We start from the raw sequence: 16,065 nt of genomic DNA on the forward strand, positions 1-16,065 counted from the left end.
CTGTCGGCCCTCGGCCTGTCGGCCCTCGGCCTGTCGGCCCTCGGCCTGTCGGCCCTCGGCCTGTCGGCCCTCGGCCTGTCGGCCCTCGGCCTGTCGGCCCTCGGCCTGTCGGCCCTCGGCCTGTCGGCCCTCGGCCTGTCGGCCCTCGGCCTGTCGGCCCTCGGCCTGTCGGCCCTCGGCCTGTCTACGTCGGCCCACCAGTCTGTCCCGTTGGCTCACCGGGCTCGTCGCGTCGGCCCACCGGTCCATACCGTTGCCCCACCGGCCTCATCGCACCGATCCACCGGTCTGTCCCGTCGGCAGTGGCAGCCCCTGCGCGTCGGTCCACAAGCCGTGCCTGTCCGATCAGGTAGGCAAGCCGACCCGCCCGCGTCGGGCCCTGCTGGCCCGCTCCTGGCCGTTCGTGGTGCTGACCCGCCGGCCCCATCGTGCTGGCGACCGGCCTCTCCCGCGGGGCCACCAGGCTTATGACGCTGTTGGCGACTGGTCCGTCGGTCTCTCCGTGTCGGTCCGCCGGTCTGTCTTGTCGGCCGAGTGGCCTCTCCCGCTGTCCCGCCGGGCTCATGGCGCTGGCCGCCGGCCCGTCCCGTTGGCCTGTGGGTCTCTCCGTGTCGGTCCGCCGGTCTGTCTTGTCGGCCGAGCGGGCTCTCCCGCTGTCCCGCCGGGCTCATGGCGCTGGCCGCCGGCCCGTCCCGTTGGCCTGTCGGTCTCTCCGTGTCGGTCCGCCGGTCTGTCCCGTCGGCCCACCGGCCTCATCGAGCCGCCCCACCAGTCAGTCCCGTCGGCTCACCGACCTCTCCCCGTCGGCCCCCGACCTCACCGCGCCGCCCCACCGTTCTCTTCCGCCGCCACACAGGCCATTCCGCGTCGGCCCCCGGCCGGCAAGCCCCGTCCGCAGCGGGCAACCCCTCCGCGTCGGCAACCACCCGCACCCCGTCCGATCAGGTCGGCAAGCCGACCCGCCCCCCGTCAGGCCCTGTTGACCCGTTCCCGGCACTCCGACGGCAGCGGCAGTACTGCAGTGACGCGCTTGCCGCCCGTCGGGAGGTCGGAGACCAGGACCGTCTCGGACAGCCTGCAGACGATCGGCCAGCCGCGGCCTCCGCAGCGGTGGCGGCCGTGGCGGTCGACCGGGTCGAGGGCGACGGGCCGGCGGCGCTCGCGGTCGCTGACGGACAGATACAGGTTCTCGCCGACGACCTCGACGTCGAAGCCGGTGACGCCGCCGCCGTGCAGCATCGCGTTGGTCGTCAGCTCCGACGCCACCAGCAGCGCGTCCGAGAGGGTGTCCGGCTCACAGGCGGCACCGCGGGCGCGCGACTGTTCGGACAGGACCCGCCGCACGGCGCCGCGTGCCTCCGCCGGACTCCGCGGCCCTCGGCGCACCCGCCCCGCACCCGCTGAGCTCCTGGTGACACCGGTCCGGTACTGCTCACTCATCCTTACGCTCCCTGACAGACGCGAGGAGGCCCGAGTTCCTTTCCCTCCTCCACACCGTGTGAGTTCTCTCTAATCGCGTGACCCGTCGACCGCCCGCCAAACCGCCGGCCCCGCCCATGCACGCAAAAGCAGTCAGAAGTGGCACCCGGGGGCGTGACGACGTACCGCTCGCTCGCACCTGCTCTGTGTGCTGGGGAGATTCGGGGGTAGGCGGCCGAACGCATCGACGGGACGGTCAACATGCGTGCAGCACAGGAGCGTCATGCCCGAAACCGCCTGCGACGGGCCCGCGAAAGGCGCGAGAAGCCGGTTGCGGGGAATTCTTCGCTCCACGATGCATTGAATCCGTCCGTCGGGGCACCCGTCACGATCGCCAACGCCTGTGGGAGGTACTTGTGTCCGTTGCCCAGAATCCCTTGTCGATCAAGGTGGAAGTGCCCCGGGAGGATGCCGTGTTGCTCACGGTCGAGGGTGACCTGGACATGGATACAGCGACCGAGTTGCAGCACCATCTCGCCAACCAGCTGCACCATGGCCGACGAAACTTCATCCTCGACATCGCCGGCGTCCCCTTCATGGACTCGTCCGGCATGAACATCGTTCTGCGGGCATATCAGGAGGTAAGGGAGATTCCAGGGGGCGTGTATGTGATCTCCCCTACGCCCGCCGTCCGGCGGATCATGGATCTCACCGGTGTCAGCATCACCGTCCCGATCGTGGGGAGCGTCGAGGAGGCGCTCGCCAAGGCGGACTCGGGGCCGGAGCCCGAGCCTCCGGCCGCCACGGTGGAGTGATGACCGCTTCGGACTGAAGACCGCTGCCCGAAGAGGCAGTTCACCGATCGCGAACCGCACCCGCATGCTCAATAGTTGCCGTTTGACAACTATGGCCATGAGGCAACAGAGTGAGCGAGTCAAGCGTGGGAGGGGGTGTGGACGTGCCGGTCAGCAACGACTACGGCCCGCGTCGCCGGGCGGCGGCGCGGGCCCAGCCCCGTCCCGGCGCCGCACCGCGGCGTCGGCGCGGGTCAGGCGCTCCTGACGTCGGAGGCTTCGTCGCCTTCGTGGATCTCCGCGGACGCCGCGGCGCAGAACGCCTCCAGGCCCTCCAGCAGAGCGGTCCGCTTGGTGGCGGGCATCTGCTCCAGCACGGACTGCAGCGCGGCCTCGCGTCGCGCGCGCAGCTCGGTCAGAAAGGTCCGTCCGCGACGGCTCAGGTGCAGTTGCAGCTCGCGGCGGCTGGCGGCGCTGGGCGCCCGCTCGACGAAGCCGACCGCCTGCAGACGGTCGCACAGCCGACTGGTCGACGGCGGTGTGGAGCCGAGAGCCTCGGCGAGCATGCGCAGGTTGATGCCGTCGCTGTGCTCCAGGATGAACAGCACGCGGATCTGGGAGGCGGACACCGGCGCCGTCGAGGCCCGGCCCCACAAGACCTCCAGCAACTCGGCAGCCTCGGAGGTCACACGCGCCACCTCGTCCGGCCGCGGTTGCGAGTAGGAGGAAGTCACGCTGCCACTCTTTCAGGCTTCACGGGCACTGTCAGCCCACCGGTTCGGACAATACGTGCAGAACACTAGATACGGACAAGAAGGACCGACGGGCGGCGTCCGCGGCAGCGCGGGTTCAGCGCCGTCACTGTGACAAGAATGGCGTACCCAACATCGTGAACAGATTCGTGGCAGCCGAGCGGGCACTTCGCTCCGCGGCCCCGCACCAACTGGTGGACGCGGTCCGCGAAGTACTGTGCAACGACTACGCGGCGAAGACCGTCCAGCTCTACCTGGCCGACTACGGCCTCGCCACACTCCAGCCCGTCCACACGGCTCCGAGCCCGCCCGAGTCCGTGCCCGCCTACGGCACGCCGGCCGGACGGGCCTTCGGGTCCCAGGAACCCTTCGTCGAGAAACTGAGCGACGGCCAGGTGCGGCTGCACCTGCCGGTGACCGTACGAGGCGACCGACTGGGCGTCCTGGCCGTTACGATGCCCTCGGCTGAGCAGGCCGAGGAGTGCCTGGACGAACTGGCCGAGGTGGCGAAGGTGCTGGGGCACGAAGTGATCGTCGCTGACCGGGACACCGATGTGTACGTCCGGGCGCGCCGCACCGACCGGCTCACCCTGGCGGCGGAGATGCAGTGGCAGCTCCTGCCGGGCCGCTCCTGCACCCGCCCCGAGTACGCTGTCGGCGCCCAACTGGAGCCCGCCTACGCCATCTTCGGCGACAACTTCGACTGGTCCGGGGACGCCGACCGCCTGATGCTCTACATCACCAACGGCATGGGCGAGGGCATCGAGGCCTCCCTCCTGACCAACCTGGGCATCAACGCGCTGCGCAACGCGCGGCGTGCCGGCCTGTCCATCGCGGACCAGGCCGCACTCGCCGACCAGGCCGTCTACGCCCAGTACCGGGGGGACGCCCACCTGTCCGTGCTCCTGCTCGACCTCGACCTGCGCACCGGCAGGCTGCAGGTCGTCGACGCCGGCTCGCCGCAGATGCTGCGCCTGCGCGGCCGTACCGTCACCGCCGTCGAGTTCGATGCGCAGTTGCCCCTGGGCATGTTCGAGGAGACGGACTACGTCGCCCAGCAGGTCGTCGAGATCGAGCCAGGGGACCGGCTCGTCTTCGCCAGCGACGGGGTGTACGCCGGCGCGGCACCCGGTGGTGAGCAGTACGGGGAGCGCGCGCTCGCCCGGGCCATCGTGTCCACCAGCCTTCTGCCCGCGGCCGAGGTCCCCCGTGCCGTCCTGCGGGAACTGGCCGGTCACCGCGGCACACCCGTGCCCGACGACGATGCGCTCGTGGTCTGCCTGGACTGGTTCGGGCCTCGGCAGGCATCGTGACCGTACAGTCCGGCGCTGCCTGTGAGATCGGGGCGGCGCTCACCAGATGAGGAGGGAAGTACGTGCCGGAGCACCAAACGGCAAAAGGTCAGACCGATCCGGCTGAGGAGGTCGGGAACTTCCTGCGACGACGCCGGGAGCAGATCGCACAGCGCTGGGCCGACGCGGCGCTGTTCCGCACCGTGTTCACCGTCTCCCGGGAGGAGGCGGTGGAAGCCGGCCGGGCCGTGGTGGAGGCGCTCGCCGCGGTGGCCGCGTCGGGGCGTGTGGAGGACTCGGAGGCGGACGGGTTCACCGTCGTCCGCGAGCAGTTGGCGCGTACGGCGCACTCACGGGCGCGGGCCGGCGCCACCCTCGGGCAGATCTCGGGCGAGATGGACGCGCTGCGGCCGCCCGTCGCCGACCTCCTGCTCGACGAGCTCTCGGAGGCGCCCGCCGAGCATGTGCGGGAGTGCACGACGGCCCTGACCGTGCTGATGGGCACACTGCGCCTGGTGATGCAGGAGGCGACGACGATCGCGGGCGAGGAACTCATCAACCGCCAGCGGCTCGAAATGCTCGAGATCGCCACCCCTGTGATCCAGTTGTGGGAAGGTATCGTCGCCGTGCCGCTGATCGGCACGCTCGACAGCGCCCGCAGCCAGGTGGTGATGGAGACGCTCCTGGACGCAGTCGTCGAGCAGCACGCCCGCATCGCCATCCTGGACATCACCGGGGTGCCCACCGTCGACTCCCTGGTGGCGCAGCACCTGATGAAGACCGTGGCCGCAGCGCGACTCATGGGAGCGGAGTGCATAGTCTCCGGGATCCGACCGGCCATCGCGCAGACCATCGTCCACCTCGGCATCGACCTGAGCGACGTGCTCACCCGCGCCAGTCTCGCCGACGCCCTGGCCTACGCCCTGCAGCAGCAGGGCGCCCACATCGTGCCGGACCCCACATCGGCCGTGGTGCCCGGGTGACGGGCGTGTCCACCTTCCCGTACGAAGGCCACGTGCCGGTACTGAGACTGGGCGGGGTCCTTCTGGTCACCCTCCAGGGAGACCTGTATGACAGCACCGCGGAACAACTCCGTCAGGACATCGGCGAGACGGTCTCCGACAGCGCGGTCAGAGGTGTGGTCATCGACCTGTCCGGGGTCGAAATCGTCGACTCCTTCATGGGCCGCGTGCTCAGTGACATCGCGGCCATGACCAAGCTGCTGGCCGCTCAGACGGTGGTTGCGGGGATGCGCCCGGCGGTGGCCATCACCCTGGTGGAACTCGGTCTGACCCTGCCAGGACTGCGCACCGCCCTCAACACCGAGGAGGCCATGCGCCTGCTCGGGGCCGAGGTCACGGTCCTGCCCCGCGGTGGGCGCGCACGCCGGGAGCGCTCGTGACCCACAGCACCGGCAGTGTCTCCGCCTGCCTGCCGATCCACTCGGACCTCGATCTGGTCCGGGTGCGGCAGCATGTGCGGCAGATGACCGCCCAACTCGGGTTCGGCCTGGTCGAGCAGACCAAACTCGTCACGGCGGCCAGTGAGCTGGCGCGCAACGCCCTCGTGCACGGCGGCGGGGGACAGATGGAGTGCGTGGAGGTGACCAACGGTGCGATGCAGGGACTGCGTCTCGTCTTCAGTGACGAGGGCCCCGGCATCCCCGACCTGGACCAGGCCCTCAGCGACGGTTACACATCCGGTCACGGTCTCGGGATGGGTCTGGGCGGATCCAGGCGTCTGGTCCACGAGTTCTCCATCGACAGCAGCCGTGGCGGCGGCACCACCGTGACGGTGACGTCCTGGATCTCCGGGCCGCCCCGTCCGCGCGAGGCGACCTGATGCCGCGCGTGTGGGAGGTGCCGGTGCACGACTCGACCCGCGTCCGCGGCGTGCGCGTGGCGGCCGGGGCCGCGGCCCGCCGTGCCGGGCTCGCCGAGGACCGGGTCGCCGCCGCGGAGCTCGTGGCCACCGAACTCGCCACCAATCTGCTGAAGCACGCCGGTGGCGGGCAGATACTGCTCGATCTCGTGGGGCCCTCCGTTCCGGTCTACGGCGACGAGAGGATCCCCATGGTGCAGATCATGGCCGTCGACCACGGGCCGGGCATGCGCGACAGCGACGCGGCGTTGCGCGACGGCTACTCGACCGCCGCCTCCCTCGGTGCCGGTCTGGGCACCTGTATGCGCACGGCCGACGACTTCGGCCTGCACAGCACCCCTGGCCGGGGAACGATCGTCATGGCCAGGATCGGCCCGCGACCGGACCGGGACCCCGCGTGCCCGCACACCGGCCCGCTTCCGGTGCGGGCCGGGGGAGTCAACATCCCCCTCGCGGCCGCGGATTTCTCCGGCGACGCCTGGGCGTGCGTCCGGACGTCGGACCACGTGACGCTGATGCTGGCCGACGGCCTCGGCCACGGACCCCTGGCGGCGCGCGCCTCCTCCGCCGCGGTGGAGGCGGTGCGAACCGCGCCCCACCTGCCGCCGGCCGACCTGCTGCGGCGGCTGCACGGCGCCCTGCGCGACACCAGGGGCGCTGCCGCGGCCGTCGCCCGGCTCGACGTCACCGCCGGACGGCTGTCCTTCGCCGGAGTGGGCAACGTGGGAGCCCGGCTGCGCCGCGGCGACAGCTGGCACGGGCTGGTCTCGCGCCCCGGCATCGTCGGCGCCCACTTCCCCGCCCACCTCCCCGCGCACCACGAGACCTGGACGGACGACTGCCTCCTGGTCCTGCACAGTGACGGCCTGCCGAGCCGCTGGAGCCCCGGTCCGGCCGTCCACGCCCCGACGTCCCTCGACCCCGCCGTGATCGCCGCCTCGATCGTGCGGGACGCCAGCAGCGCCGCCCGGCCGGTACGCGACGACACCGCCGTCGTCGTGCTGAGCCCCTGCCCCCCGGACCGCTCGTCATGACCCGAACCTGGTACGTCCGCAGCATCACCGACGCCGCACAGGCCCGCATCGCCACGGCGCGCCTGGCCGTCGCGTGCGCAGTACCTCCCGTCGAGCGCACCCGCCTGGTCACCGCGCTCACCGCACAGCTCAAACAGTGCCTCACCAAGGGCGGTGACTGGCGGGTCGGCGTGGCAGTGACCCTGACGCCCGGCGGGGGCGAGTTCAGCGTCGAGGTGGCCCCGGCGAAGCGCCGCCCCGAGGACCTGCAGCCCCCGTGGCGCGCGTCCGTCCCCTGCGCCGAGGACGCAGACGTCTCCGGTGGCGAGCACGCGGCCGACGATCCGGCGACGCTCGCCGAGGCCCTGTTCGGCGCCGACGAGGACGCGGCCCTGCTGCTGGAGCGGCTCGACGAGCAGGAGGCGCTGGTCGCCGTCCACCGCGAGGAACTCCACCAGACCAACCAGGGTGTTCTGGCCCTGCACGCCGACCTGGACGCCGCCGGCCGGGCGCAGCGCGAGCTGTTCGACGCCGAGCAGAAGGCCCGCAAGGAGGCGGAGAACGCCCGCGGCCGGCTGACCTTCCTGGCGGATGCCAGCGCCGCCCTGACGGCCTCCCTCAACCCCGAGGCCATCGTGCGGCTCCTGCCCGCCCTGCTGGTGCCGAGATACGCCCGCACCGTCGACGTATGGCTGTTCGACGGCGTGGACGACGCCGCGCGCAGCGGCCCCCATCCTGCCGCCGCCGTCCTCGCCGCCCGCCGCGGGCGCCCGCAGTACGCCGCCGACCACCGCGGCGGCCTGCCCGGCGTGGACGACCAGCCGCCGTCGGCCCTCGACCCCGGCCGGCCCCTCCTGTGCATCCCCCTGCTCACCCGTCGGACCTCACAGGGCGTCCTCACCCTGTCGCCCCCCGACGAGCGGTGGGACGAGGACGACGCCGTCATGCTCATCGAGCTGACCCGGAGGGCCAGCATCGCCCTGGAGAACGCCAGGCGCTTCGAGCACAACCGGGACATCGCCGAGACCCTGCAACGCGCCCTGCTCACCGAACTGCCCACCACGCAGGGCCTGACCCTGGCCGCGCGCTACCTCCCGGCCACCCGGGGCCTCAACATCGGCGGTGACTGGTACGACGCCTTCCGACAGCCCGACGGCAGCCTCATCACCGTCGTCGGAGATGTCACCGGCCACGGGCTGCACGCCGCGGTGATGATGAGCCAGCTGCGGACCGCCCTGCGTGCCTACGCCGTCGACGGCAGCAGCCCCGGCCAGCTCCTTACGCGACTGCACCTGTTCCTGCACCGCCTGCGCCTCGACCTCTACGCCACCGCGGTCATCGCGCGCTTCCACCCGGACGACCCCACGCTCACCTGGGCCGCGGCCGGCCATCCGCCACCGGTGCTGCGCACCCCCGACGGTCAGGTGCACACGCTCGACGCCAAGCCCGGCGCGATGCTCGGCATCCCGCTGAAGCAGGAGATCCGCGACCACACGGTGCCGCTCCCACCCGGTTCGACTCTGGCGCTGTACACCGACGGGCTGGTGGAACGCCGCGCCCACGGGATCGACCCCGGCATCCAGCGGCTCACCGAGGTACTGGGCGACTTCCGCCCGGCCGAGCTCGAAGACGAACTGGATGCGTCGGCCGACCGGCTTCTGCACCCGCTGCTGCACGACTCCGAACACGACGACGACGTATGCCTGTTGCTGTGCCACGTGCATGGTGACCCGGGGCGGCAGCCGGCGGTGGAGTCCTGAGCGTCGCCCTCAGCGTCCGGGCCCGGCGCCCGCACCGGGGCCCGGTCCGGGGGCGCCGGGGAGACCGCCCTCGTGGAAGGCGCGCAGTGCCTGTTCGAGCCGCGCGCGCTGCGCGTCAGGAACGCCGTCGAAGGCGGTGGCCAGCCGCAGTGACAGCCGCTCGGTGACGTCCCTCAGGAACGTCCGCCCCTGGGCCGTCACCTCCAGATGCACCTCACGGCGGTCGCCTGGCTCCACGCATCGCCGGAGCAGCCCGGCGTTCTCGAGCCGGTCGCAGAGCCGGCTGGCGGTGGGGAGTCCGACCTGCAGGTGCTCGGCCAGGGCGGTGACATTGAGCGCCGGTTGACGGCGTACGGCTCTCAAGGCGCGTATGTGGCGCGGCGGTAGCCGCGGACTGACCTCCGCGACGGCCGAGAACCAGAGCGACACCAGGTTCTCCACGGCGTCGACGAGCTGCCGTCCGACGATGTCGGGGGCGCTCTCGGGATCCGGTTCGCGGCCCACGAAGACTTCGCTCTCGGTCGACTCAGGCCTGGACTCCATCAGTGTGGGGGCCTACCCGAAGCGCGGGAGAGTACACAGGCGATCTCTCACCCGCTCCACGGCCTACTTCCCGGGGCTCCGGAAGGTGACCTCCCGGCCCGCCGCCTCGTCGATCTCTTCGAGCGTCAGCAGAGGAGTTGCGCGGGTCTGGAGGGCGCCACTGGCCTTCACGGCGAGGCTGGCAGCGGCCATGGAGACGGGATCGGGGAAGTCGATGATGCACACGAAGTCGTGCTCGCCGAAGGCGAAGTACATGGCTTCGACCGAGCCGCCCAGTCCGGTGACCACCTGTTCGACAGCGGCTCGACGGCCGCTCGCGCCCTCCTTGAGCAGCCCCTTGGTGCCCTCGGGCGTGTAGGTCGCCTGGATGAGGTACTTCGGCATCGGGACGCTCCCTGACCATCGCTTGTCGGTTACAGGGACGGCCTTCCCGTCGTCACGGCGTTGCCGGTCACGGCACGGGTGGATTCACTCGTTGGCAGCCGGACTTCACGCCCTCGCGCGGTCGGCACTCGCCACCGGGCGGCGGGCGTAGGAGGCGTCCAGCCCTTCCGGCCGGAAGAGGATGCGGTACATCAGGGGCGTGACGACGTGGTCGATGACCGTCTCGACGCCGGGAGCAGCTTCCCCGCGCTCGGACGCGCGGCCCAGGATGACGGCGATCTGCTCGGCCGCGTAGTCCGAGCACTGACCGGTGTTGCCGCCGTCCGGGCCGCCGGGCAGGGCGTCGCGGATGTAGGCACGGTCGGCGGGGGAGGCCATTTCGTCCGGGAACTGCTCGGCCCAGGCCGTCAGGTCCGAGGGCAGGTCACCGTGCTCCTCCGGTGCCGTCTCCGGGCGCAGGCGCTCGACGACGACGTCCGACAGGAGTTCCTGCAGGTCGCCCCAGCGGCGGTAGATCGTCGAGGGCGTCACGCCCGCGCGGTCGGCCCGCTCCGCCTGACACGGGCGGGCTGACACCGTTCAGGCCGGGGTTCACATGGATCTTGGGGCCGGGCCCGGCACCGTCGGGTCGCCCACCCGCGAGAACCGGACCGACCTCGTCGAGGCCGACGGTCGCTGCCACGAGGGGCCTGGGGTCGACCGCTCCGGAGGCGTAGGCGCGGATGGTGGCGTCCAGGCCGGGCGAGGCCGACAGGATGCCCACCGCCGTCACGTCCTTCAGCACGAGCGCGCGAGTGTCGATCCTGCTCGGCTCGCCGGCCAGCCCGATGTACACGACCCGGCCGCCCGGTTCGACCGACTCCAATGCCTTCTGCGGCAGATGGGCCGCGTTCGTGGCGTCCACGACCGCGTCGAAGGGCAGGGCCGGCAGGGACCGCTCGTCCCATACGTGCTCGAATCCCAAGTCATGCGCGAAGGCGGGGGAGCGGCCGGGGCGGTCCAGCAGGTGGACCTCCGCACCCGCCGCGCGAAGGAACATCGCCACGAGGAGACCGATGGTCCCGGGCCCCAGGACGAGAGCGCGGTCCCCCGCACGGGGCGCTGCTGCCTCTGCCGCGCGCAAGGCATTGCCGCCCGGCTCGACGAGCGCACCGAGAACCGCGTCGACCGAGTCGGGCAGAGCGTGCAACGAGGATGCCGGTACGGCGAGTTGCTCCGCCAGCGCCCCGGCCCGCGCTCCCCGGATGCCGACCTCCTGGCGCTTCTCGCACACGTGCTGATGTCCCCGAAGACAACGGCGGCAACTGCCGCAGCCCAGCATCGTGTCGCCCATGACGCGGCGCCCGATCCAGGCCGGGTCGACGCCCTCCCCGACCGTCGCGACCCGCCCGGCCCACTCGTGCCCCGGCTGCAGCGGGTAGGAGGAGTGCCCTTGGTGGAGGTACGCCATGGCGCCGGTGAAGAACTCCGTGTCGGTGCCGCACACGCCGACCCGCTCGACGTCGACGACGACTTCACCGGGCGCGGCCACCGGCGCCGCAAGCTCCCGGACCTCGTACGCGCCGGGCGCCGTCAGGACGAACGCGCGCATGAGCCGACGGCAGTCGGGCCGTCCTGACCGGGGGCTGTCGAGCCGTCGTACCTCTGCGTATGCTCCATGGCGTTCCAGACTGTAGACCTCCGTACCGACTGCCGGAAGAGGTCCCATGGTGAGGCTCCGCAGCGCACAGTGGTACGCGGGACAGGACCGCAACGCCTACATACACCGTGCGTGGATGCGCAGAGGCGTGCCCGGTGACGCGTTCACCGGCCGGCCGCAGATCGCCATCGCCAACTCGGCCTCGGACCTTGCCCCTTGCAACGCCCATCTCAACGAGGTCGCGTCGTCCGTGCGCGACGGCGTGTACGAGGCCGGCGGCATCCCGCTGAACCTGCCCGTGGTGTCGCTGGGCGAGACGAACGTGCGGCCGACGGCCATGCTCTGGCGCAACATGGCCGCCATGGCCACGGAGGAGATGCTGCGGGCCAACCCCATCGACGGTGTGGTCCTGCTGGGCGGCTGTGACAAGACGATCCCGTCGCTGCTCATGGCGGCGGCGTCGGTGGACCTGCCCGCCGTCGTCGTGCCCGGCGGTCCGATGCTGACCGGGACGTTCCGCGGTACGCCGCTGGGCTGCGGCACCGATGTGTGGCGGCTGTCGGAAGAGGTCCGCGCGGGCACGCTGTCGCAGGAGCAGTTCACCCGTTCCGAGTCGGCGATGATCCGCAGCCGCGGCCACTGCAACACCATGGGAACCGCCTCCACCATGGCCCTCGTGGCCGAGGCGCTCGGCACGGTCGTCCCCGGCGTGGCCGGGACCCCCGCCCCCGACAGCCGTCTGCTGGAGGCCGCGCATCACACCGGCCGGCTCGCGGTCGACATGGTGGGCGCCGACCGTCGGCCCGGCACCTTCCTCACCAAGGCGTCCTTCCACAACGCGATCGTCGCGCTGGCCGCCGTCGGCGGCTCGAGCAACGCCGTCGTCCACCTCCTGGCCATCGCGGGCCGTCTGGGCATCGGCCTGTCCCTCGACGACTTCGACCGGATCGGCTCGCGCGTACCGGTCCTGGTGGATCTCCAGCCGGCCGGCCGTTTCCTCATGGAGGACTTCCACCGCGCCGGAGGGCTGCTCGCCGTCCTGCGCGAGGTCCGCGACCTGCTCGACCCCGACGCCCTGACGGTCACCGGGGAGCCGTTGGTCGACGCGCTCGACGAGGCCCCGATCTGGGACAGCGAAGTGATCCGCACCCGCGCCGAACCACTGGTCGCCGAGGGCGGCATCGCCGTCCTGCGCGGCAATCTCGCACCCGACGGCGCGCTCATCAAGCCGGCGGCCGCATCCCCGCACCTGCTGCGCCACCGCGGCCGGGCCGTCGTCTTCGACTCCATCGAGGACTTCCACGCCCGCATCGACGACCCCGGACTCGACGTGGACGCGGACTCGGTCCTCGTCCTGCGCGGATGCGGCCCCAAGGGGTACCCCGGCATGCCCGAGGTCTCGAACATGCCCCTGCCGAAGAAGCTTCTCGCCCAGGGCGTCCGCGACATGGTGCGCGTCTGCGACGGCCGGATGAGCGGCACGGCGTACGGCACGGTAGTCCTGCATGTGGCCCCCGAGGCCGCGGCAGGCGGCCCGCTCGCCCTCGTGCGCACCGGGGACGTCGTCACCCTGGAGGTCGAAGCCCGCCGTATCGACGTCGACGTACCCGCTGACGAACTCGCCCGCAGAAGTCCGAGCGAGGCCTCCGCCAAGGCGTACGCCAGCCCCCGGCGCGGCTGGGAACGCCTCTACGTCGACCACGTCCTCCAGGCCGACAGCGGCGCCGACCTCGACTTCCTCGTGGGCTCCAGCGGTTCGGACGTCAGCCGCGAATCGCACTGACCGCGGAAATGGATCAGGTCCATCGGGGCCGCATGGTGCGGACCTGATGGACCTGATGGTGCTGATGTGCGGCTGAGGCTGCGTCAGGCGACGATGCCGCAGTCCTCGACGACGATCTTCTTGGCCGTCGCGCCCGAGCGGCTGCCCAGGGCCTCGACCGCCTTGACGACGTCGTCGCCCTCGATGACCTCGCCGAAGACGACGTGCTTGCCGTCCAGCCACGGCGTCGCCACGGTGGTGACGAAGAACTGCGAGCCGTTGGTGCCCGGGCCCGCGTTGGCCATGCTGAGCAGGAACGGCCGGTCGTGCTTCAGCTGGAAGTTCTCGTCGGCGAACTTCTCACCGTAGATGCTCTTGCCGCCGGTGCCGTTGCCCTCGGTGAAGTCACCGCCCTGCAGCATGAACTCCGGGATGACCCGGTGGAAGGGCGAACCCTTGTAGCCGTAACCGTGCTGGCCGGTCGCCAGCTCACGGAAGTTGCGTGCGGTCTTGGGCACGACATCGTCGAACAGCCGGAAGACGATGCGGCCGAGGTTCTCGCCATTAGCAGAAATACTGAAGAACACGTTCTCGCTCATGGCCCTGATTCTGCACAATCGACGCGGCCAGGTCGAACTGACCGGGCCGGACGGCCTCGAAACGCGTCTCGGACGGCCCCGAGCAGGCCCTGATCTGCGGGGGTCACCCGCCGAGGAGGGGCGCCGAGAAGCGGCAGTGCACGCGTTCGGCATGTGCCGGGTCGAGGGCGTTGAGGACGAGCTGAGCGGCGTTGGAGTCGTAGGCGATCGACAGGTGCTCGGAGCGGTCCTGGGGACAGACGTCCTGGAGAGTGATGTTGCGTACGGTCGCGCCCGGCCCCGCGGTGAGGAACTGGTTGTGGTAGGGCGTGACCGCCTCGTCGTACCGGGTGGCGATGACGGTGTAGGCGACGCCCCGCTGTGTGTCGCCGTCACGGTCGAGTGTGGTGTTCACCCGGGATCCCACCATCTGGTCCGCGTAGGCCTGCCCCGCCACGGCGGACACCGTCGGATTGAGGCCGAGTGCGGTGGTGAGGGTGCCGAGACCGGACAGGGTCGTGCCGTGGTTGGACGGGGCCAGACCGATGAGCCGACGCACCTTGTTGTGCGACGGACGCGCGGGCTTCGTGCCTCCCTCGAACCGCAGGTACCAGCGGGGCAGCAGGCCTCCGCCCTGGGAGTGCCCCACCAGGTCGACCTGCCGGGAGCCGGTCGCCTTGAGCACTCGGTCGACGTAACGGGCGATCTCGCGGGCGGAGTCGGGGATGTGTCGGGTGCCCTTGAAGGGAACTCCCGGTGCCCCGCCGTAGTTGGGCGCGAAGACGCAGTACCCGGCCCTCTTCAACTGGGGCGACAGCATGCTCCAGTTGGTGTGGGCGTTGGTGAGGGTGGCGTGCAGCAGGACGACGGGGCGGGGGTGGGCGGCGGTCGGCCGACACTTCCAGTTGTTCGCCCCGGGCGGCGCGGTGTCCGGCTGGAGCGTGCCACGGACGAAGGCCGCCGGGGCGGCGGTGATCCCTCCCTCGGGCGGGGTCGGGCGGTCGGCCGCGACCGATGTGCCGGGCAGGCCGAGTGCCAGGGCTGTGACCGCGCCGGCGGTTGTCCACCAGGTGATCAGGCGGGATCGTTGCGCAGGCCGGACACGGCGAAGGGACATTTCTTCCGCTCCTCGTCAGGGTCGGTCACATCAGCTGACGATCAAGATCCTCAAGGAGCCGGCGCCCCGCCCGCGGCCACTCCGCACCCAAGACCCCCGTTTGAGTGGCGGCTTTCATTCGTGCGGCTCCGCTTCCGGTCCGGGCCGTCACGCCCCGGGTGAACCGGCTACATTGCGATGGACCGCCGTCCACGCAACGTGCACGGCGCGGCGTGAGCTGACCATCAAGGCGGGTGCCGGACGGGTGCCGGTGGATGAGCTCCGGCAATCGGGGCGGCCCGGCACGTGCGTGAAAAATGCGGAGCGGGGGACTTGGCGAGGAGGCCGGGCTCAGCGGCGTTCCCCGTGGGGGCTGGCCTGGCCAGGCTCCTCTGGTTCAGACCTCGAGCCGGGGGAGCCGACCGTGAGGTCAGGACAGACCGCCGCGCTCGCAGATCATGCGGGCGACCTCGCGGAGTTTGATGTTGTTCTTCTGCGAGTACCGGCGCAGTATGTCGAACGCCTGTTCCTCTGAGAGGTTGTGGCTGCCCATGAGGATGCCCATGGCCTCGCCGATCATGTGGCGGGTGGCGACGGCGTTCTCCATCTGCGCGTGCGCGCGGGCACTGGAGAAGGCGACCGCGGCGTGGGAGGCCAAGAGCCAGCCCGCCAGCTCGCTGGCCTCGGTGAACGCGCCCGGCTCACGGGAGTAGACGTTCAGCGCGCCGAGATCCTCGTCCTCGGTGTACAGCAGGAAGCCCATCATGCTGCCCACTCCGAGCTGGTGGGCCTGAGGGGCGAAGGCGGGCCACTGCGACTGGTCCCGGGTGAAGTCCGGGATACGGAACACCCGCTCTCCGTCCTTGGTGCGAGCGATATCGAAGCAGGGCCCCTCGCGCAGCCGCTCCTGCAGCAGATCACTCTTGACGACCAGGTCATGCGTGGGCGCCAGCGTCTGGACCTTCTTGCCGTGCAGCACGAGGATGCCGGCCGCCTCGCAGCCCTCCACCAGCTGGGTCGCCGAGGTGGTGATCCGCTCGAGGGTGGCACCGACGGACTCCTGCGAGAGAAGATCCCGCGCCATCGACGCCAGGTCCTGCGCGAACCGAGCCCAGTCCATCGCGACCTCCACGTCTTGGTGCACCTCGGTGA

General features: G+C 71.2%; 17 protein-coding genes and 1 pseudogene. 8 read left to right on the top strand and 10 right to left on the bottom strand.

All coding sequences use genetic code 11. The features are described from left to right. Both ACFY5C_RS39965 and ACFY5C_RS39970 read right to left on the bottom strand, forming a co-directional pair. A pseudogene (locus tag ACFY5C_RS39965) lies at nt 1-198 on the bottom strand (hypothetical protein); the annotation flags it as partial. A 771-nt stretch (nt 199-969) separates the two neighbouring features. Further along, nucleotides 970-1,440: an ATP-binding protein gene (locus ACFY5C_RS39970; RefSeq protein ID WP_389454858.1), complete on the bottom strand. Its 471-nt coding sequence runs from the start codon at nt 1,438-1,440 to the stop codon at nt 970-972. A gap of 395 nt (nt 1,441-1,835) precedes the next feature. On the opposite strand from ACFY5C_RS39970, the gene ACFY5C_RS39975 reads away from it, so the two are divergent. After that, on the top strand, nt 1,836-2,234 hold the full coding sequence (locus tag ACFY5C_RS39975) for an STAS domain-containing protein (protein WP_389454860.1): 399 nt from the start codon (nt 1,836-1,838) through the stop codon (nt 2,232-2,234). A gap of 233 nt (nt 2,235-2,467) precedes the next feature. Here the strand turns inward: ACFY5C_RS39975 and ACFY5C_RS39980 are convergent, their stop codons facing one another. Further along, nucleotides 2,468-2,902 (bottom strand): MarR family winged helix-turn-helix transcriptional regulator, encoded by a 435-nt coding sequence (locus tag ACFY5C_RS39980; RefSeq protein ID WP_389454862.1) that lies wholly within the window; start codon nt 2,900-2,902, stop codon nt 2,468-2,470. Nucleotides 2,903-3,102: 200 nt separating this feature from the next. Here ACFY5C_RS39980 and ACFY5C_RS39985 point away from each other — a divergent pair, with 200 nt between their 5' ends. From ACFY5C_RS39985 to ACFY5C_RS40010, 6 genes are all read left to right on the top strand, one after another. After that, nucleotides 3,103-4,278 (top strand): PP2C family protein-serine/threonine phosphatase, encoded by a 1,176-nt coding sequence (locus ACFY5C_RS39985; protein WP_389454864.1) that lies wholly within the window; start codon nt 3,103-3,105, stop codon nt 4,276-4,278. A 62-nt stretch (nt 4,279-4,340) separates the two neighbouring features. Next, nucleotides 4,341-5,240, top strand: a complete 900-nt coding sequence (locus ACFY5C_RS39990; RefSeq protein WP_389454866.1) for an STAS domain-containing protein — start codon at nt 4,341-4,343, stop codon at nt 5,238-5,240. Then, nucleotides 5,237-5,659 (top strand): STAS domain-containing protein, encoded by a 423-nt coding sequence (locus tag ACFY5C_RS39995; RefSeq protein ID WP_389454868.1) that lies wholly within the window; start codon nt 5,237-5,239, stop codon nt 5,657-5,659. The genes ACFY5C_RS39990 and ACFY5C_RS39995 overlap by 4 nt, the downstream gene beginning before the upstream one ends. Then, nucleotides 5,656-6,099 carry an anti-sigma regulatory factor gene (locus tag ACFY5C_RS40000; RefSeq protein ID WP_389454870.1) on the top strand — a complete coding sequence of 148 codons (444 nt, stop codon included), beginning with the start codon at nt 5,656-5,658 and terminating at the stop codon, nt 6,097-6,099. The genes ACFY5C_RS39995 and ACFY5C_RS40000 overlap by 4 nt, the downstream gene beginning before the upstream one ends. Beyond that, nucleotides 6,099-7,172: a SpoIIE family protein phosphatase gene (locus tag ACFY5C_RS40005; RefSeq protein WP_389454872.1), complete on the top strand. Its 1,074-nt coding sequence runs from the start codon at nt 6,099-6,101 to the stop codon at nt 7,170-7,172. Before ACFY5C_RS40000 ends, ACFY5C_RS40005 begins: the two co-directional genes overlap by 1 nt. Further along, nucleotides 7,169-8,911 (top strand): PP2C family protein-serine/threonine phosphatase, encoded by a 1,743-nt coding sequence (locus tag ACFY5C_RS40010; RefSeq protein ID WP_389454874.1) that lies wholly within the window; start codon nt 7,169-7,171, stop codon nt 8,909-8,911. Before ACFY5C_RS40005 ends, ACFY5C_RS40010 begins: the two co-directional genes overlap by 4 nt. 9 nt (nt 8,912-8,920) lie before the next feature. Here ACFY5C_RS40010 and ACFY5C_RS40015 read toward each other — a convergent pair whose 3' ends face one another. The 4 genes from ACFY5C_RS40015 to ACFY5C_RS40030 form a co-directional block, all read right to left on the bottom strand. Beyond that, nucleotides 8,921-9,454, bottom strand: coding sequence for a MarR family winged helix-turn-helix transcriptional regulator (locus ACFY5C_RS40015; protein ID WP_389454876.1), 534 nt, complete (start codon nt 9,452-9,454; stop codon nt 8,921-8,923). A 63-nt stretch (nt 9,455-9,517) separates the two neighbouring features. Then, on the bottom strand, nt 9,518-9,838 hold the full coding sequence (locus tag ACFY5C_RS40020; RefSeq protein WP_389454878.1) for a GYD domain-containing protein: 321 nt from the start codon (nt 9,836-9,838) through the stop codon (nt 9,518-9,520). A 105-nt stretch (nt 9,839-9,943) separates the two neighbouring features. Beyond that, nucleotides 9,944-10,369 (bottom strand): TetR-like C-terminal domain-containing protein, encoded by a 426-nt coding sequence (locus ACFY5C_RS40025; protein WP_389454880.1) that lies wholly within the window; start codon nt 10,367-10,369, stop codon nt 9,944-9,946. Beyond that, nucleotides 10,263-11,429 (bottom strand): zinc-binding dehydrogenase, encoded by a 1,167-nt coding sequence (locus ACFY5C_RS40030; RefSeq protein WP_389454882.1) that lies wholly within the window; start codon nt 11,427-11,429, stop codon nt 10,263-10,265. The genes ACFY5C_RS40025 and ACFY5C_RS40030 overlap by 107 nt, the downstream gene beginning before the upstream one ends. Nucleotides 11,430-11,544: 115 nt before the next feature. On the opposite strand from ACFY5C_RS40030, the gene ACFY5C_RS40035 reads away from it, so the two are divergent. Beyond that, nucleotides 11,545-13,260, top strand: a complete 1,716-nt coding sequence (locus tag ACFY5C_RS40035) for an IlvD/Edd family dehydratase (RefSeq protein ID WP_389454884.1) — start codon at nt 11,545-11,547, stop codon at nt 13,258-13,260. Nucleotides 13,261-13,343: 83 nt separating this feature from the next. Here ACFY5C_RS40035 and ACFY5C_RS40040 read toward each other — a convergent pair whose 3' ends face one another. From ACFY5C_RS40040 to ACFY5C_RS40050, 3 genes are all read right to left on the bottom strand, one after another. After that, complete coding sequence (locus ACFY5C_RS40040; RefSeq protein WP_389454886.1) at nt 13,344-13,838, bottom strand: peptidylprolyl isomerase; 495 nt, start codon at nt 13,836-13,838, stop codon at nt 13,344-13,346. A gap of 103 nt (nt 13,839-13,941) precedes the next feature. Continuing rightward, entirely contained in the window at nt 13,942-14,934 is a 993-nt protein-coding gene (locus ACFY5C_RS40045) for an esterase/lipase family protein (RefSeq protein ID WP_389454888.1), read from the bottom strand. Nucleotides 14,935-15,343: 409 nt separating this feature from the next. After that, on the bottom strand, nt 15,344-16,033 hold the full coding sequence (locus tag ACFY5C_RS40050; protein ID WP_389454934.1) for a GAF and ANTAR domain-containing protein: 690 nt from the start codon (nt 16,031-16,033) through the stop codon (nt 15,344-15,346). Nucleotides 16,034-16,065: the final 32 nt, after the last annotated feature.

The organism is Streptomyces sp. NPDC012935 (assembly GCF_042900345.1).
Lineage (GTDB): Bacteria > Actinomycetota > Actinomycetes > Streptomycetales > Streptomycetaceae > Streptomyces.

Coding starts and splice junctions, on each gene's coding strand:
- ACFY5C_RS39970 (WP_389454858.1), bottom strand. CDS start 1,440: ATGAGTGAGCAGTACCGGACCGGTGTCACCAGGAGCTCAGCGGGTGCG.
- ACFY5C_RS40005 (WP_389454872.1), top strand. CDS start 6,099: ATGCCGCGCGTGTGGGAGGTGCCGGTGCACGACTCGACCCGCGTCCGC.
- ACFY5C_RS40010 (WP_389454874.1), top strand. CDS start 7,169: ATGACCCGAACCTGGTACGTCCGCAGCATCACCGACGCCGCACAGGCC.
- ACFY5C_RS40015 (WP_389454876.1), bottom strand. CDS start 9,454: ATGGAGTCCAGGCCTGAGTCGACCGAGAGCGAAGTCTTCGTGGGCCGC.
- ACFY5C_RS40020 (WP_389454878.1), bottom strand. CDS start 9,838: ATGCCGAAGTACCTCATCCAGGCGACCTACACGCCCGAGGGCACCAAG.
- ACFY5C_RS40030 (WP_389454882.1), bottom strand. CDS start 11,429: ATGCGCGCGTTCGTCCTGACGGCGCCCGGCGCGTACGAGGTCCGGGAG.
- ACFY5C_RS40035 (WP_389454884.1), top strand. CDS start 11,545: ATGGTGAGGCTCCGCAGCGCACAGTGGTACGCGGGACAGGACCGCAAC.
- ACFY5C_RS40040 (WP_389454886.1), bottom strand. CDS start 13,838: ATGAGCGAGAACGTGTTCTTCAGTATTTCTGCTAATGGCGAGAACCTC.
- ACFY5C_RS40045 (WP_389454888.1), bottom strand. CDS start 14,934: ATGTCCCTTCGCCGTGTCCGGCCTGCGCAACGATCCCGCCTGATCACC.
- ACFY5C_RS40050 (WP_389454934.1), bottom strand. CDS start 16,033: ATGGACTGGGCTCGGTTCGCGCAGGACCTGGCGTCGATGGCGCGGGAT.